This is a genomic window from Arcobacter thermotolerans (assembly GCF_983172305.1).
This window is the reverse complement of the sequence record NZ_CFAFZJ010000017.1, coordinates 1-22,928: the sequence shown is the minus strand read 5'-3', so window position 1 is coordinate 22,928 and position 22,928 is coordinate 1. Positions and strand designations below refer to the sequence as shown.

The 22,928-nt window shown below is 26.6% G+C and carries 23 protein-coding genes, 2 tRNA genes and 1 pseudogene; 20 read left to right on the top strand and 6 right to left on the bottom strand.

Going from position 1 to position 22,928, the window contains the following annotated elements:
- The 3 genes and pseudogenes from AC5LG6_RS10875 to AC5LG6_RS10865 all read left to right on the top strand — a co-directional run.
- Positions 1-469: pseudogene (locus tag AC5LG6_RS10875) on the top strand (MBOAT family protein); the annotation flags it as partial.
- A gap of 169 nt (positions 470-638) precedes the next feature.
- Positions 639-1,475 carry a hypothetical protein gene (locus AC5LG6_RS10870; protein ID WP_498586591.1) on the top strand — a complete coding sequence of 279 codons (837 nt, stop codon included), beginning with the start codon at positions 639-641 and terminating at the stop codon, positions 1,473-1,475.
- Positions 1,453-2,517, top strand: a complete 1,065-nt coding sequence (locus AC5LG6_RS10865) for a hypothetical protein (protein WP_498586590.1) — start codon at positions 1,453-1,455, stop codon at positions 2,515-2,517. Before AC5LG6_RS10870 ends, AC5LG6_RS10865 begins: the two co-directional genes overlap by 23 nt.
- Positions 2,518-2,533: 16 nt before the next feature.
- Here AC5LG6_RS10865 and AC5LG6_RS10860 read toward each other — a convergent pair whose 3' ends face one another.
- Together AC5LG6_RS10860 and AC5LG6_RS10855 are read right to left on the bottom strand one after the other, a co-directional pair.
- Positions 2,534-3,355, bottom strand: coding sequence for a glycosyltransferase (locus AC5LG6_RS10860; protein WP_260922684.1), 822 nt, complete (start codon positions 3,353-3,355; stop codon positions 2,534-2,536).
- Entirely contained in the window at positions 3,352-4,401 is a 1,050-nt protein-coding gene (locus AC5LG6_RS10855) for a glycosyltransferase family 4 protein (protein WP_498586589.1), read from the bottom strand. The genes AC5LG6_RS10860 and AC5LG6_RS10855 overlap by 4 nt, the downstream gene beginning before the upstream one ends.
- A 113-nt stretch (positions 4,402-4,514) precedes the next feature.
- On the opposite strand from AC5LG6_RS10855, the gene AC5LG6_RS10850 reads away from it, so the two are divergent.
- The 6 genes from AC5LG6_RS10850 to AC5LG6_RS10825 all read left to right on the top strand — a co-directional run bounded on the left by AC5LG6_RS10850 (position 4,515) and on the right by AC5LG6_RS10825 (position 9,787).
- Entirely contained in the window at positions 4,515-5,264 is a 750-nt protein-coding gene (locus AC5LG6_RS10850; protein WP_148571626.1) for a lipopolysaccharide kinase InaA family protein, read from the top strand.
- The gene (locus tag AC5LG6_RS10845) at positions 5,254-5,979 is read left to right on the top strand and encodes a polysaccharide deacetylase family protein (protein WP_498586588.1); all 726 of its coding nucleotides are present in this window, start codon (positions 5,254-5,256) and stop codon (positions 5,977-5,979) included. Before AC5LG6_RS10850 ends, AC5LG6_RS10845 begins: the two co-directional genes overlap by 11 nt.
- Positions 5,976-6,725 carry a glycosyltransferase family 2 protein gene (locus AC5LG6_RS10840; RefSeq protein WP_498586587.1) on the top strand — a complete coding sequence of 250 codons (750 nt, stop codon included), beginning with the start codon at positions 5,976-5,978 and terminating at the stop codon, positions 6,723-6,725. Before AC5LG6_RS10845 ends, AC5LG6_RS10840 begins: the two co-directional genes overlap by 4 nt.
- Positions 6,722-7,645, top strand: a complete 924-nt coding sequence (locus tag AC5LG6_RS10835; protein WP_187472075.1) for a glycosyltransferase family 9 protein — start codon at positions 6,722-6,724, stop codon at positions 7,643-7,645. The genes AC5LG6_RS10840 and AC5LG6_RS10835 overlap by 4 nt, the downstream gene beginning before the upstream one ends.
- A complete protein-coding gene (locus AC5LG6_RS10830; RefSeq protein ID WP_498586586.1) occupies positions 7,635-8,705 on the top strand; it encodes a hypothetical protein in 1,071 nt (356 codons plus the stop codon). Before AC5LG6_RS10835 ends, AC5LG6_RS10830 begins: the two co-directional genes overlap by 11 nt.
- A 143-nt stretch (positions 8,706-8,848) precedes the next feature.
- Positions 8,849-9,787: a glycosyltransferase family 9 protein gene (locus AC5LG6_RS10825; protein ID WP_498586585.1), complete on the top strand. Its 939-nt coding sequence runs from the start codon at positions 8,849-8,851 to the stop codon at positions 9,785-9,787.
- On the opposite strand, the gene gmhA is transcribed toward AC5LG6_RS10825, so the two are convergent.
- Genes gmhA through gmhB form a run of 4 tightly spaced genes read right to left on the bottom strand, consistent with a single transcriptional unit; the run spans position 9,779 to position 13,288 of the window.
- On the bottom strand, positions 9,779-10,345 hold the full coding sequence (gene gmhA, locus AC5LG6_RS10820) for a D-sedoheptulose 7-phosphate isomerase (protein WP_434274549.1): 567 nt from the start codon (positions 10,343-10,345) through the stop codon (positions 9,779-9,781). The genes AC5LG6_RS10825 and gmhA overlap by 9 nt on opposite strands.
- Positions 10,326-11,762 (bottom strand): D-glycero-beta-D-manno-heptose-7-phosphate kinase, encoded by a 1,437-nt coding sequence (rfaE1, locus tag AC5LG6_RS10815; protein ID WP_260968196.1) that lies wholly within the window; start codon positions 11,760-11,762, stop codon positions 10,326-10,328. The genes gmhA and rfaE1 overlap by 20 nt, the downstream gene beginning before the upstream one ends.
- The gene (gene rfaD, locus AC5LG6_RS10810; protein ID WP_498586584.1) at positions 11,759-12,766 is read right to left on the bottom strand and encodes an ADP-glyceromanno-heptose 6-epimerase; all 1,008 of its coding nucleotides are present in this window, start codon (positions 12,764-12,766) and stop codon (positions 11,759-11,761) included. The genes rfaE1 and rfaD overlap by 4 nt, the downstream gene beginning before the upstream one ends.
- A 6-nt stretch (positions 12,767-12,772) precedes the next feature.
- Complete coding sequence (gene gmhB / locus AC5LG6_RS10805) at positions 12,773-13,288, bottom strand: D-glycero-beta-D-manno-heptose 1,7-bisphosphate 7-phosphatase (protein ID WP_066358515.1); 516 nt, start codon at positions 13,286-13,288, stop codon at positions 12,773-12,775.
- Between the two features lie 87 nt (positions 13,289-13,375).
- Here gmhB and AC5LG6_RS10800 point away from each other — a divergent pair, with 87 nt between their 5' ends.
- The 11 genes from AC5LG6_RS10800 (at position 13,376) to AC5LG6_RS10750 (ending at position 22,724) form a co-directional block, all read left to right on the top strand.
- Entirely contained in the window at positions 13,376-14,248 is an 873-nt protein-coding gene (locus tag AC5LG6_RS10800; protein WP_066152836.1) for a glycosyltransferase, read from the top strand.
- A 65-nt stretch (positions 14,249-14,313) separates the two neighbouring features.
- On the top strand, positions 14,314-14,502 hold the full coding sequence (gene rpmB / locus AC5LG6_RS10795; protein WP_066152839.1) for a 50S ribosomal protein L28: 189 nt from the start codon (positions 14,314-14,316) through the stop codon (positions 14,500-14,502).
- A 25-nt stretch (positions 14,503-14,527) separates the two neighbouring features.
- The gene (locus AC5LG6_RS10790) at positions 14,528-15,655 is read left to right on the top strand and encodes a potassium channel family protein (RefSeq protein WP_066218589.1); all 1,128 of its coding nucleotides are present in this window, start codon (positions 14,528-14,530) and stop codon (positions 15,653-15,655) included.
- 2 nt (positions 15,656-15,657) lie between these two features.
- Positions 15,658-16,839, top strand: a complete 1,182-nt coding sequence (gene argJ, locus AC5LG6_RS10785; RefSeq protein ID WP_498586582.1) for a bifunctional glutamate N-acetyltransferase/amino-acid acetyltransferase ArgJ — start codon at positions 15,658-15,660, stop codon at positions 16,837-16,839.
- A 54-nt stretch (positions 16,840-16,893) separates the two neighbouring features.
- Positions 16,894-17,109 (top strand): HP1242/YdcH family protein, encoded by a 216-nt coding sequence (locus AC5LG6_RS10780; protein WP_066152849.1) that lies wholly within the window; start codon positions 16,894-16,896, stop codon positions 17,107-17,109.
- A gap of 144 nt (positions 17,110-17,253) precedes the next feature.
- Complete coding sequence (gene gyrA, locus AC5LG6_RS10775) at positions 17,254-19,815, top strand: DNA gyrase subunit A (RefSeq protein ID WP_498586580.1); 2,562 nt, start codon at positions 17,254-17,256, stop codon at positions 19,813-19,815.
- Positions 19,816-19,819: 4 nt separating this feature from the next.
- Positions 19,820-20,857: an aspartate-semialdehyde dehydrogenase gene (locus AC5LG6_RS10770; protein ID WP_498586578.1), complete on the top strand. Its 1,038-nt coding sequence runs from the start codon at positions 19,820-19,822 to the stop codon at positions 20,855-20,857.
- Entirely contained in the window at positions 20,858-21,370 is a 513-nt protein-coding gene (locus AC5LG6_RS10765) for a YqhA family protein (RefSeq protein ID WP_066152859.1), read from the top strand.
- 16 nt (positions 21,371-21,386) lie between these two features.
- Positions 21,387-22,424: a uroporphyrinogen decarboxylase gene (gene hemE / locus AC5LG6_RS10760; protein WP_498586577.1), complete on the top strand. Its 1,038-nt coding sequence runs from the start codon at positions 21,387-21,389 to the stop codon at positions 22,422-22,424.
- Positions 22,425-22,550: 126 nt separating this feature from the next.
- Positions 22,551-22,625, top strand: a tRNA-Asn gene (locus AC5LG6_RS10755).
- Positions 22,626-22,649: 24 nt separating this feature from the next.
- Positions 22,650-22,724, top strand: a tRNA-Asn gene (locus tag AC5LG6_RS10750).
- Positions 22,725-22,928 lie beyond the last annotated feature (204 nt).

The window sequence follows — 22,928 nt, the reverse complement described above, 5'->3', positions numbered from 1 at the left end:
AGGATGGACATTTATAATCTGGGGAGCATTGCATGGTATAGCACTTGCAATTCATAGATTCTGGCAAAGCTTAGGATTTAAGATGAATAAAATCTTAGCTTGGTTTATTACTTTTAACTTTATAAATATAACATGGATATTTTTTAGAGCAAAAGATTTTGAGAGTGCGATGAAAGTATTAGGAAGTATGTTTAGCTTGGATAATGTTGTGTTGCCAAATTCACTTTCAGAAAAATTAGCTTTTTTAGATACTGAATTTGGAGAAGTTTATCTATATTCTGATGGAGGAACAAAAGAGACTATTTGGCTTATTTTAGTATTAATATTAGTATTAATATTTAAAAATAGTATGGAGTATAGAAATAAATTTAAACCAAATATTTTGTATGGTTTTTTATTTTTGATATTAATATTAACAAGTATTTTAAACCTAACAAAAGTTAGTGAATTTTTATATTTTAATTTTTAATATGTATAAAAATAAATTATTTGTTAAATTTGTCGTAAGTTTAACTGTTATTTTTATCTTATGTATTATGCTTATTAATTATAAGATAGATAGATATAAAATTTTTTCTAGTAATTATAATAATCTTAGATATGAACCAAATCAAAATTTTATAAAAATTAAATATATTATGAACAATAAAAAGAAATATGATTCATTCATATTTGGTTCAAGTAGGGTAGGTAAAATAAATCCATTAAAAATAGAAAACGGTAAATATTATAATATGACTTATAGTGAAGGTTTACCTAGAGAGCATTATCAAAATATTAAATTTTTAATAAATAATGATGTAAAAATAAAAAATATATTAATTGGATTAGATGATTTTTCATATAAAGTGAATCCAGAAAAACACTATTCTGAACCAATGAGAAAAATGCATTATTTAGTTTCAGGAAATAATATATTAAATTTTTATATAAATTATTTACTTATAGAACCAAAATTTAATGCATTAAGAAATGGAAATTTAAATTATGATATTTATAATACTGGGATGCCTATAACTCCAAAAAGTATAGATATTTTTATTGAACAAAATAGAGAAGCTCATAATAAAGATATTAAATTTAAAATGCCAACTTTTTATAAAGAAAATAATTTAATAAATGAAACTATAGAAGATATAAAGAATATAATAAGTATTTGTAAAGAAAATAATATTAATTTAATTTTTTTTATAAATCCAATTCATAAGACTACATATCTTTATAATAATTTGGATAATTTAAATAATTTTAAAAAGAGATTGAGTCAAATTACTAATTACTATGATTTTGCTATAATTAATAGCTTAACAACTAATAACTATAATTTTTATGAAACCTCTCATTATAGAGAACTAGTAGGAGATATAATTTTAGATACTATTTATAATAATAGTACAGAATATGGACTACTTGTTACAAAAGATAATATTGATAACTATATAGAAGTTTTAGTTGAAGAATCAAATAATAAGTAGTCTCGAAGACAATAATAATTTATATTTAAAAAGGAATCAGATGTCACAAAAATGGATTAAAAAGTATGTATTAATAACTATATTTATTTTGTCTTTTATTGGTTTAATTAATTATATCATGGATCCGTTTTGGACATTTAATCATTCACATAAATTTAATAATTTTCAAAAAGGTATAAATGAAAGACAGCAAAAATCAAATTATATATATTTTACTGATAAAAAATATGATACCTTATTATTAGGAAGTAGCAGAACTACTTACATGAATCCAAATTCTTTTGAAAATTATAAAGTATTTAATTATTCAGCAGTTGCAATGAGACCACAAGAATATAAAGTATTTATTGATTTTGCTATTAAGGATAGCAATCAACCTATAGATACAATAATATTGGCAGTTGACTTTTTTGGATATTTAGATAATAAATTATTCAAATATAATCAAGGACCAAAGATTATTGAAAATACAAAATCATTATTTTATAGATGGAAAAATTTGTTTACTTTTGATGCTTTGGAAGCTAGTTTGAAAAATTTAAAAGATTATTTTAAAAATAAAGCATATAGATATACAAGGGAACTAATTAAATCGTATTCTAAACGTGATCCTAAAAGTATTGAAAATCAGGTGTTAATAGATATTGAAGATTATAAAAAAGAAGCTTATAATGGCAATGTTAATATAAATTTTTATACTATTTTAAATAACTTAAAAAATGATTACAATGATAAAAAATTTTTAATTTATACAACTCCAATTTCTTACCCTTTATTTAAAGAAATGCTTGAATTGGGACATAAAGATAATTATAAAAATTGGCTTAGAGATTTGGTTGAAATTTTTGGGGAGATACATCACTTTATGTATATTAACAGCGTAACTGTTAATTATACAAGTTATTTTGGAGATTCAAATCATGCTTATCCAGAAACAAATGCAATTGTTGCTAAGACAGTTGAAAAAAATGAAAATTTAATTTATGATTTTGGAATAATATTAAATAAAAATAATATAGAGGAATTTCTTTCTAAAATATAAATTAATTTTTAAATTTTTATTTTAAACCAAAGGAACAGTAAAATTTTTTATTTTCTTGATTTTTTTTAATTTTTTCTAACATACCTCTTTCAAATATTCCATTTTTACGTTTATGGAAAAGATGAAATTGGTTTGCTATATATTTTGCAGAAATAATATTGTATCCAACTCCTTTAAATCTCCACTCTAAATCTGTATCGCTAGCATATGCAGAGTTACCTAGCTCTTCATCAAATCCATTTATATCAATCATTGCTTGTTTATAACAAGAAAAATTACATCCCAATATAGAAACATCTTTTTTTTTATATTTTAAGTGTAATATTTTGTGTAAAAAACTAAAAGGTTTTATTTTAAATCCTTCTTCAGTATGTTTTTCTTCTCTTGCATCTTTTGATATATCAAAATATTTTTTTGTAAAGTTTTTTTCAAGCCATAAAGAAGTAATATTTTTATTTCTTAAAAAAGAAGAGTATTTAGGTCCAAGATTTACTCTTCTTCCCGAAATAATATGTAAAGGAGAAGATAATATTAAATGTTTTTCAATGAAATCACTATATAAAATGCAATCACCATCAATAAAAATTAAATATTCTCCACTAGAAGTTTTTATTCCATTATTTTGAGATTTTGATTTTCTCACACCTATATCTTCTTGAGTAGCATGCTTAATATCCAAATCTTTTATTGATTTAATAAACGCTTGCATTTTTTCATCTTGCCCATCTTCAGCAATAATAACTTCGAAATTTTTATATGTTTGATTTTTTAATGACTCAATTATAAGTTCTAATGCTTCCACATCTTTATAAACAGCAATAATAACACTAACTTTCATACTATCTCCAAAATATTTTTTATCTCTTCAAGCTGTTTTTTACTATCAAAAAACTCATTAGCTTTAATTTTTCCATTTAAAGCTAAGGTCTCTTTTAATTCTTTATTTTTAATAATCAAAAATAATTTTTTATATAAACTATCACTAATCATACTTTCAAATAGAAGTCCAGTTTTTTCATCATCTATTATTTCAAGAGGTCCGCCACTGTTACTACCTAAAACACAAACACCACATTTCATAGCTTCAATAAGTACAAGCCCAAAAGTCTCTTTTTTTGTTGCTAGTACAAGACAATCAGAAATTTGCATTAAATCTGTTGGATTAGAAACAAAGCCTGTAAATATGTCATTTGGATAACTATTTTTTAGATTATTAAAATAGTTTTCATCCATATAGTGACCAACAACTAAAGTTTTTATTTTTATACCATTTTTTCGCAAACTTTCAACAGCTTCTAAAACTATATGTTGTCCTTTTGCTTCTTCAATTCTTCCAACGATACAAACTATAAATTCATCAGTTATATTAAAAGATTTTTTTAAACTATTTTTTTCTTCATTGCTTAAAATTTTAGGAGTATTTGCCCCAATATAAGAAGTTTCTATTTTAGGTCTTATATCTTTTGGGATAAACTTTTCAAGTTGCTCTTTTACTAGATTTGTAACAGCAATCATCATATCTATATTTTTATATAAAAACTTATGATAAAAATCACTTTTAAATCTTGTCATATGCATATGTCTTGTTTGAACAATTTTTGGTTTTCTTTTTGAAAGAAGTTTTGCAAAAACAACTACTGGAAGGTCTTTTGTCCAGTGAATATGTATTATGTCAATTTTTTCTTTATCTATGATTTTTGCAAGTTTTAAAAAGTTATATCTTGAAAGCTCAAAATAATTTATTTTTTCATTTTCAAATACATTTTTCAGCTTTGATTTTTTATTTATTACAGCATTTGAATTTAAATACTTAGTTATATTTTTCATATATAGTTCAAGCCCACCCAAATCTGGTGAAAGACAAACTTCTAAAACTTTTTTCATAGAACTCTTTGTTTATTTATTTTAAGCGTATATTCTACTTTTTTAGTAGTTAAATCCAAATTAAATGCTTTTTTGGTTAAAATCTTAACTATCAAAAAAGAAAAAGGTAAAAATTGTCAAACTATAAATTTATTTTAAATGAAGAGTTTAAAAAATTTGAATATTTTTTATGTAATATAAAACAATTTTTCAAAGAAAATTCAAATACTATACACAAAGCTAGAAACGAACTAAAAGTTATAGAACATGAAAATCAAAAGCTAGTTGTAAAATATTTTAAAATACCACATTTTATAAATAAAATTGTATATACATTTTTCAAAAAATCAAAAGCACAAAAATCTTATGAATATGCATTAAAAATAAAAGATTTTACACCAAAACCTATCGGATATATAGAGTTTTATAAATTTGGATTATTAGATGAGAGTTATTTTGTAAGCGAAAAGTTTGATTATGATTTTACTATTAGAGAGCCACTTTTAGATATAAATTTTCCAAATAAAGATGAGATATTAAAAGCTTTTGCAAAATTTACATTTGAATTGCATGAAGCTGGAATTTTTCATTTTGATTATAGCCCTGGAAATATATTAATAAAAAAAGAGAATGATAATTTTATTTTTAAAATAGTTGATATAAATAGAATGAAATTTTTTGATTTAGAACTTAATGATAGACTTAAAAACTTTTCAAAACTTTGGGCAAAAGATGAAGATTTAGAAGTTATCATAAAAGAGTATGCAAGATTGTTGCAAAAAGATGAAAAAGAGTTAGTTTCTAAAGCTTTAGATTTTTCTCATAAACATAAAGCAAAAATAAATTTCAAAAAAAGATTAAAAGGAAAAAAAGTTGTTGATTAGTATTATGTATCATCATGTTAATAGTGATAGATGTTCAAATGATTTAGCAATTTTTGAAGAGCATTTAAAATATATAAAAAATAATTTCAAAACAATTTTTCCAGGTGAGAAAATTACTTCAAAAAGTGTTTGTTTGACTTTTGATGATGCTTATGCAGATTTTTATTTTTTGATTTTTCCACTTTTAAAAAAATATAATCTAAAAGCACTTTTGGCAATTCCTTCAAAATATATTTTAGATGATACAGAAGAAGAAGCAGAAAATAGAATGAATTTTGAGCATAATGATTTGTTTGAAAATTATCAAAAAGCCACGTTTTGCACATATAAAGAGTTAAAACAGATGCAAGAGAGTGGTTTAGTAGTTTTTGGTTCGCACTCACATTCTCATATTGATTTAACACAAAAACAAGTTGATTTAGATTTAGAGTTAAGAGTTTCGAAACAGATTTTAGAAGATAAGTTAAATACAAAAATAGAGAGTTTTGTATTTCCTTTTGGAAAATACAATCAAAATATTTTAAAAGAGTCTAAAAAATATTATCAATACAATTTTAGAATAGGAAATGCAATACATAAAGATTTTAGTGGAATTAATGGAGCAATTTATAGAGTAGATGGTGATAATTTAAAAACTGCTGATGAGATATTTAAAACTACAAAACTATTAAAATATAAATTTAAAGGAATAGTTAAAAGATTGGGTAAAAAATGAATATTAGTGTAGTTATGTTAGCAAAAAACAATGAAAAAACTATAGAAAATAGTTTAAAAAGCTTAGTTGATTTTAATGATGTTGTTGTTTATGATAATGGTTCAACAGATGAAACCATAAATATTTCAAAAAAGTTTCCAAATGTAAATTTAATACAAGGTGATTTTAAAGGTTTTGGCTGGACAAAAAATCATGCAGCTTCTTTTGCTACAAATGATTGGATTTTAATAATTGATAGCGATGAAGTAGTTGACACAGAGCTTTTAGCAGAATTAAAAAATAAAAAACTGGATGAAAAAACAGTTTATAAGTTAAATTTTAAAGCTTTTTACAAAGATATTCAAGTAAAACATTGTGGGTGGAATAATCAAAAGATTAAAAGATTGTACAACAAAAATATTACAAAATATAACTCAAATGATGTTCATGAAGATATCATAACTGATAGCTTGAAAATAGAAGAGTTAAAAGGAAATGTTGAGCATTATAGTTATCATACAATTTCAGAATTTATAATTAAAGCAGACAGATACTCAACACTTTTTGCATCTAATAATGCGGGAAAAAAATCTTCAAGTCCAGTAAAAGCTTTTTTTAATGCAAGTTATTCATTTTTTAGAACATATATTTTAAAACAAGGTTTTAGAGATGGTTATGTAGGACTTGTAATTGCTTTTTCTCATATGGTTACAAATTTTTATAAATATATAAAATTATACGAATTTAATAAAGAGTTAAAAAAATGAATTTACTTATAACAAGACACGATAAAATAGGAGATTTTGTAGTTACTTTACCACTTTTTAAAGCTATAAAAGAGCAGTATCCTAATACAAAAATCACAGCTTTGGTTTCAAAAATAAATTATAAATTTGCAAAAGATATTGAGTTTATAGATGATGTTATTTTATATAATACAAATGATTTTCCTAGAACTTTACAAGATATAAAATCTAAAAATTTTGATGCAAGTATTAGTGCATATATAGATACTCAATTAGGAAAAATACTTTATAAAAGCGGAATTAAAAAAAGAGTTGCACCAGCAACAAAATTAGCTCAATTTTACTTCAACAAACGTATAAGACAAAGAAGAAGTAAAGCTTTAAAAACAGAGTGGCAATACAATCTTGAATTAGCAAAAGCAATTTTTCCAGAAATTAAGCTTGATTTTTCAAAACCACTTTTAAATATTAAAGAGAAAAAAGAGAAAAGAGTTATTTTTCATACTGGATTTGGTGGTAGTAGTGATGGAAACTTAAGAATTGATGATTATATAAACTTGGCTAGAAGTATCAAAAATAGCACTTATGATATAGTTTTCTCTTTTGGTCCTGATGATGAGAAAGCAAAAGAGTATATTGAGGCTAATTTAGATTTTGAAGCATATATTTATGAGTCAAAAGTTACTTTAATGGATTTTGCAAGATATATAGCAAGTAGTTCTCTTTTTGTGAGTACTTCAACAGGACCTATGCATCTTGCAGGTGCTTCAAATTCTCAAACTCTCTCTTTTTTTGGTGATAGCTTATTTGCAAGTAGTAAAAGATGGGCAACAGTAAGTGATGAAAAATATCAAAATAATTTTATGATAAATAAAAATTATACAAAAGAACAATATTTGCAAATAGAAAATAGGTTAAAAGAGATTTTGGATGTCAAATAACCATTTTATTTGGGATAGTTATTCAGATCAACCTCAAGTTATCAAGGATAGAGCTTTTAAAAAAGCTACGAGAAGAAAGGAGTTAAAAGATAATTTAAAATTACTTTTTACTTCTATTTTTATTCTTCCTATTTCAATAATTATTATGAAATTTTTTAAAGGAAATGTTAAAACTTCAAATATAGATTTCATAGGTCTTGGAGTAAATCTAGATAAAGATGATGGTAAAAATACCCAACAAGATTTAGTTGAAGAGTTGGGTGTAAAGAATTTAATTATTAGATTACCTCTTAGTGATATTAAAAATATTGATTTATATTTTGAGTTTGCAAATAGTTTTAATAAAAATGAGAGAAAAAATATTTTAATAAATGTAATTCAAGATAGATTAAATATTGAAAATCAAGAACTTTTTAAAAAAAATATTGATTTGATTTTTCAAAAGTTTGAAAATATATCAAATGAGTTTCAAATTGGAACTACAATAAATAGATTAAAATGGGGATTTTTTAGTACAGAAGAATTTATGAATTTTTATATGGTAGCTTTCAAAATAAAAGAGGATAAATATCCAAATATTAAACTTTTAGGACCATCAGTTATAGATTTTGAGTACTACTACAATGCAAGAGCTATGTTTAATTTAAAAAAAATAAAATATGATATAACTTCAGCTTTACTTTACGTAGATAGAAGAGGTGCTCCACAAAATAGTCAATATGGGATATTTGATTTAAAAAATAAGATAGATATGCTTTTTTCACTTGTAAAAATGAGTCCAAAAACTTTAAGTGATGATATTTATATTACAGAAGTTAATTGGCCAATATCTAATACAGCTCCATACGCACCTACAAGTGAAAAAGAGTGTGTTAGCTGCGATGACTACACAAAATATATGTTGGATTATTTTAAAATAGCACAAGATTCCAAAAAAATAAAAAGAGTTTATTGGCATCAACTAATTGCTCCTGGGTATGGATTAGTTAATAATAGAGATGGAAAAATTTTAAAATATCCACAATTTTATGTTTTTAAAGAGTTATTACAAAAAAAGTAAGAATAATTTTATTTTTATAAACTCACTAAGACTTCACGATGGGTGCCCCAAATTTTGTTTACAAAATTTGACCCTTTCGTTGCAGAATCGTTCGTTTACATAAATAAAATACCATATAAAAATAGATTTTAAAGAGAGAGAAAATGAAAATATTTATAGAGATTCCTTCATGGCTTGGAGATGCAATTATGGCAACTCCTGCTATACAAAATATTATAAAAACATATCCAAAAGCAAAAATTACACTTTTAGGTTCTTTTGTATCAACAAAGGCTTTTGAAAATTATCCAAATATTGAAAAAATAATAGTTGATGATACAAAAAAAAGTGGAAATAGATATAAAAATTTAATAGTTTTAGCAAAATCAATAGGAAAAGTTGATTTAGCAATATCTTTTCGAAGAAGTTTCTCTTCAAAATTTATGATGTTTTTTATAAAAGCAAAAAATAAATTCAACTACAAAAGACTTACAAAAGATGAGATTCATCTAGCTATTCGTTATAACGATTTTGTAAATAAGGTTTTAAAATTAAACAATGAAGTAGGGGATTTAAAACTCTATTTTAAACCATTTTCTTATTCAAAACCAACTTTAGGAATAAATCCAGGAGCAACATATGGAAGTGCAAAAAGATGGTATCCCCAAGAGTTTGCAAAAGTTGCAATCAGTTTATCTTCAAAGTATGATATTGTAATTTTTGGAGGACCTACTGAAACTGATATTGCAAAAGATATTGAAAATGAATTAATAAAAAATAGTATTTTCAATTATCAAAATTTATCTGGATTAACAACTATTCCTGAACTTATAGAAAAAATTGCAGGTTTAAGCCTGTTTATTACAAATGATAGTGGACCTATGCATATTGCAGCTGCTTATAAAGTAAAAACTGTATCAATTTTTGGGCCAACAAAATTTACTGAGACAAATCAATGGAGAAACGATAAAAATGGTTTGATAGTGACAAAAAATTTAGATTGTGCACCATGTATGAAAAGAGAGTGTCCGCTAAAACATCACAACTGTATGAAACTAGTTACAGCAAATGATGTTTTAGAAGCAATTACAAAATTAACTTAATTCATTATCAATAATTTGACAAATTGTGTGTGCAAAAAGAATATGCATCTCTTGAATTCTTGGTGTATCATTTGATGGTACAACTAAATTAATATCACAAAGCTCATTCATAGCTCCACCATCTCGTCCAGTTAATCCTAAAGTTTTGCATCCCATTTCTCTTGCCACTTTTAAAGCATTTATTACATTTATTGAGTTTCCAGAAGTAGAAATTCCTATTAATAAATCGCCTTTATTTGCTAAAGCTTCAACTTGTCTATCAAAAACTCTATCATATCCATAATCATTTCCAATAGCTGTTAATGCACTTGTATCTGTTGTAAGAGCAATACCTGGTAATCCTCTTCTTTCAGTTTTATATCTTCCTGTAAGCTCTGCTGCAATATGTTGTGCATCAGCTGCACTTCCACCATTTCCACAAAGTAAAATTTTATTACCATTTCTTAATGTTTCAACTGCAAGTTTTGAAGCTTCTAAAAGAGGTTCTTGCATTGTTTCTATTACTTTTGCTATTGTTTCTTGGTGAGCTAAAAATTCTTTAATTATTGCATTTTTCATTTTCTTGTATCCTTTTAATTGTATTTGTTGTACTTTTTCCATCTACAAATTGAACAAGCTTTAACTCATCTGCTATATCTTGCCCAACAACTTCTTTACCTTCATAATCTCCACCCTTTACTAAAACATGAGGTTTTATTAGTTTTATTAATTCATAAGGAGTCTCTTCTTCAAAAATAACTACATAATCAACACTTTCAAGTGAAGCTAAAATATATGCTCTATCATCTTGAGTATTTATTGGTCTTGTTGGACCTTTTAATTTTCTTACACTACTATCTGCATTTAATCCTAAAATTAAAACATCACCATAGCTTTTTGCTACTTCTAAATATTTCACATGTCCAACATGTAAAATATCAAAGCAACCATTTGTAAATACTATTTTTTTACCTTGACTATGTAGTTTTGAAGCTAAAGTTTTAATCTCATCAAATGTTTTTATATGTGAAGTTGAATTTGATTTATGCAAACTGTATTCATATTCATAAATTTCATCAAGTGTTGTTGTAGCACTTCCAATTTTTCCTACAACAACACCAGCTGCTAAATTTGCAAAATATATAGAATCTTTTATATCTAAATTGTTTCCTAAAGCAAATGCAATTGAAGCAATTACTGTATCTCCAGCACCAGTTACATCATAAACTTCTCTTGCAACTGTTGGTTTAATAGTTAGTTCATCATCAAAAATTGCAATACCTTGTTCGCTTAAAGTTATTAGTGAGACTTCTAATTCACATTGTGTTTTTAAACTTTTTAAAGCTTCTATTAAAGAACTTTCATCTTTTATATCAATATTTGTGGCTTCCATAGCCTCTTTTTTATTTGGAGTTAGAGTGTATGAGCCTTTATATTTACTGTAATCTTTTCCTTTTGGATCAACTAAAACCTTTATATTGTTTTTATTTGCGATTTTTATAATCTCTTTTGTTAAATTTGTAGTTAAAACACCTTTTCCATAATCTGATAAAATTATTGAACTATATTTATCTATATTTTTCTCTAAAGTTTGAATAATCTGTTTATGACTATTTTCATTAATATCATCAATACTTTCCATATCATATCTTAGAACTTGTTGTTGAGATGCTATAAGACGACTTTTTTTAGAAGTTTTTCTATTATTCTCAACCACTAAGTTTGATGTTGGAACATCAATTTTTTCTAATAAACTTTTTAATTCATTTGCAACAGAGTCATTCCCAATTACACTAATTACATCAACTACGCTTCCAAGTGTCACTAAATTATTAATAACATTTCCAGCGCCACCTAAAACAGAGCTCTCTTTTTTTACATTTACTACTTGAACTGGAGCTTCAGGAGAGATTCTATCGCAACTTCCCCATAAATAGTGATCAATCATTAAATCACCAATTACAAGAATGTTTGGTTTTTTATTTAGTTTTATCATTTTACCTCTTCCGCAAATAATCTTTTTATTTCAGGTATATAAGCTTTTATTCCATCTTCTAAACTAAATCTTGGTTCATAATCTAAAAATTTTTTAGTCGTTAAAATATTTGCTTCTGTAAAAAATTGGTAAGAACCAACATAAGGGTTTGGTATGTACTCTTTTCCATTATCTATTTCAAGCTCTTTTTGTAAAATATTTACAATATCCTCAAAACTTCTAGCATTTCCAGTTCCAACATTATAAACACCAGATTTTTTAGGTTTACAAGCTTTAATATTTGCTTGAATAATATCTTCAATGTAAATAAAATCTCTTAATATTTTATCACTTCCTTCAAAAAGTTTTGGAGTAAGTCCTTTTAGAATTTGGTGACCAAATTGTACTACCATTGATGCTGTTTTATTTTTAAAAAACTCTTTTGGACCATAAACATTAAAATATTTTAATCCAACTATAGAAATTGGTAGATCTTTTTTTAAATATTCGTAAGTTATGTTATCCATCATAACTTTTGAAAAACCATAAACATTATTTGGTTTTTCAAAACCAACTTCAAATCTATCACTGTCTCCATATGTTGCAGCACTTGAAGCATAAATCATATTTGCTCTATGTTTAATTGCAATTTTTAATAAATCTTCATAAGCATTAACATTTGTTTTAATCATAATATCTTGCTCAATTGCAGTTGTATCAGAAATTGCTGCTTGATGGAAAATATAGTCAAATCTATAATCATTTTCCAAAGATTTTAATAATTTCTTATCATTTATATCTCCGCTAATAACAACTCCATTAAATCCTAAAAGATTTTTAAAATGACCAAAACTTTTTAAATTTCCATTTGAAAAAGTTTCACCACTTCTAAAACAATCTAAAACCACTATTTTTGATTCTGGAAAGTTTTTTTGAAAATAAAAAGCTAAATTTGAACCTATAAATCCAGCACCACCACTTATTAAAATTGTTTTTTTATTAAAATTTATATTGTTATATTTCATATTTTCCTACTTTTTTATATATTTTACTGAATCTAGTAATGATTTTGCAAGCAAAAAATCTTTACCATCTACTACATCTTCACTTATTAAAATTCTATTTGGTATATTACCATTTTTTGCACACTCAATATCACTCATTTTATCACCAATTAGCCATGAATTATTTAAGTTTATTTCAAAATCGTTTAAAGATTGTAAAATCATTCCAGCTTTTGGTTTTCTGCAAGAACAATTATCATCTGGATTATGTGGACAATAATATACATTTAAAATATCAATATCTTTTTTTTTAAACTCATTTTTCATATGTTTAGTAAGCTCTAAAAACTCATCTTCACTATAATAGTTTCTTCCAATTCCAGATTGATTTGTAACAACAATAATCTCATATCCAAGAGCTAAAAACTCTTTGCAAGCTTCAAAAACTCCATTTACAAATTTAAAATTCTCAATTTTACTAACATATCCAAAATCTTCATTTATAACTCCATCTCTGTCAAGATAGATAATCTTTTTTTGCATATAACTTATCCTTACAATTTAAGTTTAAATAATATCATAAAGCACTTTTAACTATAATTACAACTTTAAAAATAGGAAAACTAAATTATGAAACAAACAACTGTATACTATAAAATAAGCAATACTTTGATAAACAACTTAAAACATAGAGATGATATAAAAATTTTAAAAAAACCATCTTTTCTAACAAAGTTATTTTCAAAAAAAAGATATCCAGATATATATTTTCATAGTGGAGAATTAGATGAAAATTCAATAGAGTTTATAAAAAACTCTAAATTCGTTGTTACAAACTCATTTTCAAATCTAAATCTAATTTTAGCAAAAACAAAAATAAGTCATGAAAAAATTAAAGTTATTTATCCAAGCGTTGATATAAAATATCAAAAACCAAAAGAGTTAAAAGAAAAATATAAAGATAGATTTTCTCTTACAGAAAATACAAAAATTATCTTTTTTACAGCAAAAAATTTCAAAACAAGTGGAGTAAAAGAGTTTTTACAAATAGTTTCAAATCTTTCATTTATAGATTTTAAAGTTATTATTGCAGGAGCAAAGCAACAGTTGGCAGCTTTGGAATTTACATTACCAAAATATTCAAAGTTGGAACCAAAAATTATATTATTAGATGAAAGCAAAGAGAAATTAGATGAACTATATCTTATCAGTGATGTTTTTTTACTTCCAAGCTATAACAAAAATATTGCAAGCAGTGTTATAAAAGCTATGTTTTGCAAATGTGTAGTTTTTTCTACTATGAATAATGATGCAAAAGAGATAATAGATGTTTATGCTACAATGGAAAATCCAAATGACCCTAGCACAGCTTTTAAGATAGATGCTATTTTATTTGATGAAAATGAACTTAAAAAAATAAAAAAACAAAATAGAAATATTGCACTTGAAATGAGTTTGGATAAAAATATTGAAAAATTTAATGACATTTTAACAAAAATTTAACTCTAACTTAAGAATTTTAAGATAGAATTCTGAATTATTTTTCACTATAAAAAAGGAATACCAAAATGGCAAGAAGATGTGCAATTTCTGGAAAAGGACCAATGGTTGGAAACAACGTAAGTCACGCTAAAAACAGAACTAAAAGAAGATTTTTACCAAATATTAGAACAGTTAGAGTTACATTAGAAGATGGAACAACAACTAAGTTAAAAATTTCTGCAAAAGAGTTAAGAACTCTTAAAAAACACTCATAATTAAGCACTAGAATAAGTGCTTAGTATGAGCATTTTCACAAAATTCAAAAAATATTTCAAATGGGAATATAACTCTAATGTCCCTCAGTATGATTTAAATCCTATTATATATTCAAAATTAAAACCAATTAGATCACCTTTGATTCTAATTCAGATTCTTATGATGGTTGGTACTTTAGCTTATGTCTATTTAGAAGACTATACTATCATGCAAGCCATTTTTCAAACATCTTATACTATTACAAATACTGGATTTGGTGCTTTAAACGAATCAAATTTTAAAAACGAGACAATATTATTTACTGTATTTTTAATGTTAGCCGGATTTATGAGTTTAATCTTTGCAGTTGGAGTTGTAATTGATGTTTTTACAAATGGTAATTTAAGAGAACTTTTAAGGGAGAGAAGAATGCTTTACAAAATAGCAAGATTAAGAAGACACTTTGTTTTGTGTTATCACAATGAATATACAGCACAAGTTGCAAAACAGTTTAGAGAAAATCAAATTCCTTTTGTGGTTGTTGATTCAAGTGATGATATTGAAGCTATTGCAAAAGAGCATGGATATCCATATTTTGTAAAAGAGGAACCATATAAAGAAGAAGCTTTTTTAAAATCTCACTTGAGCTCTGCGAAAGGAGTTATTACTTTATCAAAAAATATCTCTGATAATATTACACTTATAGCATCTGTAAGACTTTATGAAAAAGAGTTAGAGAGAAATCCATATTTAATTATTGCAAATGCTGAAACTCACAATGAAAAAGTAAGACTTAAAAAACTAGGAGCAAATAAAGTTGTTGCGACTCCATCTTTAATGGCAAAAAGAGTAAGTGCTATGGCAATAAGCCCTGATATGGAAAATATTTTAGATGAGTTTTTATATAAAAAAGATAGTCCAATAACAATGGAAGATATTTTAATAAAAGAGAACTCTTGGATTGTTGGAAAAGAGTTACGAGAATTAAACTTAAGAGATACTCTTAGAATATCTATTATTGGAATAACTGAGTCAAGTGGAGCTTTTGTTCAGCTTCCAAATGGAGATAAAGTTATCAATAAAAACTCTAAACTTTTAATTGTTGGTTCACAAAAAGGTCTTTTAAAAGCAAAAAGAGTATTAAATTTAACAAATCAACCAAAGGAATTATAATAATGTTTACAATTTTACCAATAAAAGGTTATATAGACCAAATAGATGGATTTTTTTGTGATGGAATTCATGCTGGACTTAAACAAAATGGAAATAATGATTTAGGATTTATATATACAAAAGAGGCTTGTACTGTTGCTGCAATATTTACAGAAAATAGATTTCAAGCAGCTCCATTAAAACATTTTTTAGCTTATGAAGAGGGGTTTAAGACAAATTTTGTGTTAATTAACTCGAAAAATGCAAATGCTTTGACTGGAAGAAAAGGAATTGAAGATATAAATACTCTTTTTTCTAAATTAAACTTTGATTTAATAAATCCAGTTATGAGTAGCACAGGAGTTATTGGTAACAGACTTCCTATTGAAAAATTAGTTACAGGAGCTTTAAAGTTTGATTTAACAGCAAAAAGTGGAGAAAATTTATCTCGTGCTATTATGACAACAGATGCATACCCTAAAACTTGTCTTTATGAAGTGAAACTTGAAGATGGAAGCTCATTTAAAATAGGAGCAGTTGCAAAAGGTGCTGGAATGATAAATCCAAATCTAGCAACAATGCTTTGTTTTATCTGTACAGATGCAGATGTACCTTATAAAGATATAAAAGAGGCATTAAATAAAAATAAAGAGACAACTTTTAATGCAATCTCTGTTGATGGAGATACATCAACAAATGATACAGTAATGGTGTTGGCAAATGGTAAATCAAATGCTTATAATAAAGATGCATTTTGTGAAGCTTTAAGATTGGTAATGCATGATATGGCTATGTTAATGGTTGCAGATGGTGAAGGTGCAAAAAAAGTTGCAGCTTTTGAAGTAAAAAATGCAGCAACTAAAGAAGATGCAATTAAAGCAGCAAAAGCTTTATCAAATTCTCTTTTAGTTAAAACAGCACTTTTTGGGGAAGATCCAAACTTTGGAAGAATTGCTTCAACAATTGGAGCTTCACAAATAGCTTGTGATGATGAAAAGTTAGTAATTTCTTATAATGATGTTGTAGTATTTAATAAAGGTGAAATCTGTTTTGACTCTATAATTGAGCAAAAAGCTGCAGATGTTCTAAAAAAAGATCAATACAAGATTATTTGTGATATTGGTTTAGGCGATGAGAGTTTTACAGCATATGGTTGTGATTTGGGCTACAAATATGTAGAAATCAATGCAGATTATAGAAGTTAATATTAAGAACTTTTTATATATAATCTCGTTTAAAATTTTAAACAAGGACGGATAATGCTTCACGAACACAGAGATGCAATCGCAGAACTAAGACAAAAAGATGCACATTTTGCTAAAGTTTTTGATAAACATAATGATTTAGATCATGAAATCACAAATTTAGAAAATTCACATGCTGACCAATTTACTATTGAGACAAAGAAAAAAGAGAAATTGAAACTTAAAGATGAAATTTACTCTATGATAGTAAAATACAAAGCTGAAAAATAGTTTTATAATTATTAATAGTTGTAAAAGGAAGTAGAGTTTTTCTCTACTTCCTTTTTTTTTACATATAAAACTATTACTAAGTATAAATTAGATAGAATAAAAACAATTTTTTTAAGAAAAACTTTATATTAAAGGCCTTATTTTATGGAAAACCTTTTTGAGAACCAAGATATTGTAGATATAAATATTGAGGATAGTGTAAAAACTTCATATTTAGATTACTCTATGAGTGTTATTATTGGACGAGCATTACCAGATGCAAAAGATGGATTAAAACCTGTTCATAGAAGAATTTTATATGCAATGCATGATTTGAATTTAACTTCAAAAGTTGCTTATAAAAAATCTGCAAGAATTGTCGGAGATGTTATAGGAAAGTACCATCCACATGGAGATACTTCTGTGTATGATGCACTTGTAAGAATGGCTCAAAGTTTCTCTATGAGAGCACCTTTGGTTGATGGACAAGGAAACTTCGGTTCTGTTGATGGCGATAGTGCAGCTGCTATGAGATATACAGAAGCTAGAATGACAAGAATTGCTGAAGAAGTTTTAAGAGATTTGGATAAAGATACTGTAAACTTTGTTCCAAACTATGATGACACTATGAAAGAACCAGCTGTTCTTCCTACAAGGGTTCCAACTCTTCTATTAAACGGAAGTGAAGGAATTGCAGTTGGAATGGCAACAAAAATTCCACCTCATAATCTAGGGGAGCTTTTAGATGCAATTTTACATTTAATTGATAATCCAAGTGCTGAAGCAATAGATTTAATGGAGTTTATTCAAGGTCCAGATTTTCCAACTGGTGGAACAATTTTTGGAAGAAGAGGAATTGTTGATGCATATAATACTGGACGTGGAAGAGTAAGAATTAGAGCAAAACATCATATAGAATCAAAAGCAAAAAAAGATGTTATTGTTATTGATGAGTTACCATACCAAGTAAATAAAGCAAGATTAATTGAACTTATTGCAAACCTAGCAAAAGATAAGCAAATTGATGGAATTGCAGAAGTTAGAGATGAGTCTGATAGAGAAGGAATTAGAGTAGTAATTGAGCTAAAAAAAGAAGCAATGGCTGAAATAGTTCTTAATAATCTTTATAAATCAACTCCTATGGAGACAACTTTTGGAATTATATTGCTTGCAGTTTACAATAAAGAGCCAAAAGTATTTAATCTTCCAGAAATTTTAAATATTTTCTTATCACATAGAAAAACTGTAATTATTAGAAGAACAATATTTGATTTAGAAAAAGCAAAAGCAAGAGCACATATTTTGGAAGGTTTAAAAATTGCTCTAGATAATATTGATGAAGTTGTAAAAATTATTAGAGCTAGTGCAAATGATACAGAAGCAAAAGATAATTTATCTTCAAGATTTGGTTTAAGTGCAATTCAGTCTCAAGCAATATTGGATATGAGATTAGGAAGATTAACAGGTCTTCAAAGAGATAAACTTGAAGCTGAGTATGCTGAGCTTATGTTATTAATAGCAGAATTAGAGTCAATTTTAAGAAGCGAAGAGAAATTAAATGAGATTATAAAAGAGGAGTTAAATGAGATAAAAGAAAAATTCTCAACTCCAAGAAAAACAGAAATTGAAGACTCTTATGATGAAATTGATATTGAAGATTTAATTCCAAATGAGCCAATGGTAGTTACTATTACTCATAATGGTTATGTAAAAAGAGTTCCTATTAAATCTTATGAGAGACAAAAAAGAGGTGGAAAAGGTAAAGTTGCAGTAACAACTCATGATGATGACTTTATTGAGAGATTCTTTGTAAGTAATACTCACGATACATTGATGTTTGTTACAAATATGGGACAACTTTATTGGTTAAAAGTTTACAAAATTCCAGAAGGAAGTAGAACTGCAAAAGGAAAAGCTGTTGTAAATTTAATTAATTTAAGAGCTGATGAGAAAATTATGGCAATTATTCCAACTCCAGATTTTGATGAATCTAAATCTTTAGTATTCTTTACAAGAAATGGAATCATAAAAAGAACATCACTAAATGAGTTCTCTAATATTAGAAGTAATGGAGTAAGAGCTATTGTTCTTGATGATGCAGATGAGATTGTAACTGCTAAAATTGCAGATGTACAAACTCAATATATTATGATATTCACAAGCCTTGGACAATGTATTAGATTTGAACTTGAAAAAACAAGAGATCAAGGAAGAAGTACAAGAGGAGTTAGAGGTATTAAGTTTAAAATTGATACAGATATTGTTGTAGATGCAGATGTAATTGATAGTGAAGAGCAAGAGATTCTTACAGTTTCTGAAAAAGGAATTGGAAAACGAACAACAATAGAAGAGTATAGACTTACAAATAGAGCTGGTTCAGGTGTTATTGCTATGAAATTATCACCAAAAACTGGAAATATTGTTGGTGAAGTTTTAGTTGATGATACTCAAGATTTAATGCTTTTAACTTCTATTGGAAAAATGATTAGAGTTGATATGCAAACAATTAGAAAAGCTGGAAGAAATACAAGTGGTGTAATAATTGTAAATATGGATAAAGATGATAAAGTTGTATCAATTGCAAAATGCCCAAAAGAAGATGAAGAGATAGAACTTGATGAAAATGGGAATATTATTAGATATAACGAAGATGGTGAAGTAATAGAGACTTCAAAAGATGAAGAAGAAAATTTATTAGATATTATAGATAACAAAGAAGAGGAATAATAAAATGAGAAAGTTTAATGTTGCAGTTGTAGGAGCAACTGGGGCTGTTGGAGAAGAAGTATTTAGAGTTATGGAAGAGTTAAATTTTCCAATTAATAAAGTAATTCCACTAGCAAGTGCTAGAAGTGCTGGCTCTACAATAGAATTTAAAAATAAAGATGTTGTAGTTTTAGAGCTTACTGAAACTGTTTTTGAAGAACAAGAGGTTGAGATTGCGTTTTTTTGTGCAGGTGGAAGTATTTCTGAGAAATTTGCAAAATTTGCAGTGGAAGCAGGAGCTGTTGTAATTGATAATACAAGTCACTTTAGAATGGATCCAAAAGTTCCACTTGTTGTTCCAGAGGTTAATCCAGAAGATATTGGACTTTGGAGAGAGACTGGAATTATTGCAAATCCAAATTGTTCAACAATTCAGATGGTTCAAAGCTTAAAACCACTTGATGATTTATATGGTATTAAAAGAGTAGATGTTTCAACATACCAAGCAGTTTCTGGTGCTGGAAAATCTGGGATGGAAGAGCTAGTTAAACAGATGCAAGATTTCTTTGCATTTAGATTGGACGAAACAGAGATAAAAGCATTTGCACACCAAATTGCACTTAATGTAATTCCTCAAATTGATGTTGCAATGGAGAATGGTTTTACAAAAGAAGAGATGAAAATGGTAAATGAGACTCAAAAAATTATGCACAAAAACTTTGAAGTTGCAGCAACTTGTGTGCGAGTTCCAGTTTTAAGATCTCATAGTGAATCACTAACAGTTACATTTAAAGATGGTGTTGATGTTGATGTAAATGAAGTTAGAAATGCATTAGAGAATTTTGAAAATGTAAAAGTAATAGATGATTTACCAAATAAAAAATACCCAATGCCAATAATCTCTACAGATACAGATTTTACATATGTTGGAAGAATTAGAAAAGATGTTTATGCTTCAAATATAATTCATTATTTCAATGTTGCTGACCAAGTAAGGGTTGGTGCTGCTACAAATGCAGTTAGAATTGGTTTAAAATGGATTGAGCTAGAAAGCGAAATGTAAATGTTTGAAAAATTTTTTGAAAATGCCCTTTGGAAAAGTAGATTTATAGTAATTCTTGCTGTAATTTTTGGTTTTATGGGCTCTGTAATTTTATTTATTGTTGCAAGCGTTGATGTAATTAATGTAGCAAAATTTATTTTTACAACATTTATGGATGGTACTCATCCTGAACATTTTCATGAAGATATTGTCGCTGGAATTATTGGAGCAGTTGATCTATATTTAATAGCTGTTGTTTTGTTGATATTCTCTTTTGGAATTTATGAATTATTCATTTCAAAAATAGATGCAGCTTGTACACCTGAAGATTGTAACTCTATTTTAAATATTAGTTCTCTCGATCAGCTAAAAGATAAAATAGCAAAAGTTATTATTATGGTTTTAGTAGTAAACTACTTTCAAAGAGTTTTACATACAAAGTATGAAACACCGCTTGAGTTACTATATTTTTCACTAGCAATAGTAGCTCTTGCTGTTGGGCTTTACTTTACAGGTAAAGTTGGAAAAAAATAAAAAAAGGAATTAAATTATGTCAAAAATTTTTGTAGATGCATGTTTTAGAAGACCAACTCCTTATACTCCAGTTTGGATGATGAGGCAAGCAGGAAGATATCTAAAAGAGTATATGGAAGTTAGATCAAAAGCAGGAAACTTTTTAAATCTTTGTCATAATCCAAAACTTGCAGCTGAAGTTACTATTCAGCCACTTGATATTGTTGGAGTTGATGCTGCAATTTTATTTAGTGATATTTTAGTAATCCCAAATGAGATGGGAATGCATCTTGAGTTTTTACAAGGAGAAGGGCCTGTTTTTAAAGTTCCAATTAAAACTGAAGCTGATTTGGATAAACTAATTGGAGGAGAAGAAGCTGCTAATAAATTAACTTATGTTTATGAAACTATAAAACTTTTAAAACAGCAACTGCCTGAAGATAAAGCTTTAATTGGTTTTACAGGAGCACCTTGGACCTTAGCAACTTATATGATTGAAGGGCAAGGAACAAAAACATATAATCTTTGTAAAAAAATAATGTACTCAAATCCAGAGTTTTTACATAAAATTTTAAGAAAAGTAACAGATGTTGTTAAATTTTATTTAGAAAAACAGATAGAAGCAGGGGCAGATGTTGTTCAAATATTTGATTCATGGGCATCTGCAATTGAACCTGGTCGTTATGATGAGTTCTCTTGGAAATATATGGTTGAAATTGCAGAGTATATAAAAGAGAGATACCCACATATTCCTGTAATTATGTTTCCAAAAGGAATTGCTGCATTTATTGAAAGAGGGCTTGTTTATGGAAACTTTGATGTATTTGGAGTAGATTGGGGAACACCAATGGCACTTGCTAAAGAGAAACTTGGAAGTAAATATGTACTTCAAGGAAATATGGAACCATGTAGATTGTACTCTAAAGAAGAGACTACAAAATGTGTTGAAGCAATTCAAAATGTTATGAAAGGTGAGGGGCATATATTTAACTTAGGTCATGGTATATTACCAGATGTTCCAGTTGAAAATGCAATTCATTTTGTAAAAGAGTGTCAAAGAGTAAGTAAAAAGTAGTAAATGATTACTAATTTTAAAGTTACTTTGTAATAAATTTATTAAATTTATAAATTTATTACAAAAACTCTTGACAATAAAATTTATTTTTACTATAATTCCACCCCATTAACGATAAAGAAAAATTCCGGCATAGCTCAGCGGTAGAGTAGATGACTGTTAATCATTTGGTCCCTGGTTCGATCCCAGGTGCCGGAGCCATTTTTTATTTTAATGATTTTAATTTCCGGCATAGCTCAGCGGTAGAGTAGATGACTGTTAATCATTTGGTCCCTGGTTCGATCCCAGGTGCCGGAGCCATTTTATAATTTTATTAAAAATTAGAGTTCTTTAAAATATGTATGAAGTTTAGGAAGTAATCTTTGTAAACTAAATATAATGATTGTTAAAAGTAAAAAATTGAACAAGATATAAATAGAGATATTTATTAACTTGTCTATAAATTTGAGTGATAATTTTGTAATTAAGTAATTAAAAACAAAAATGTCAGTTTCAACTACTACA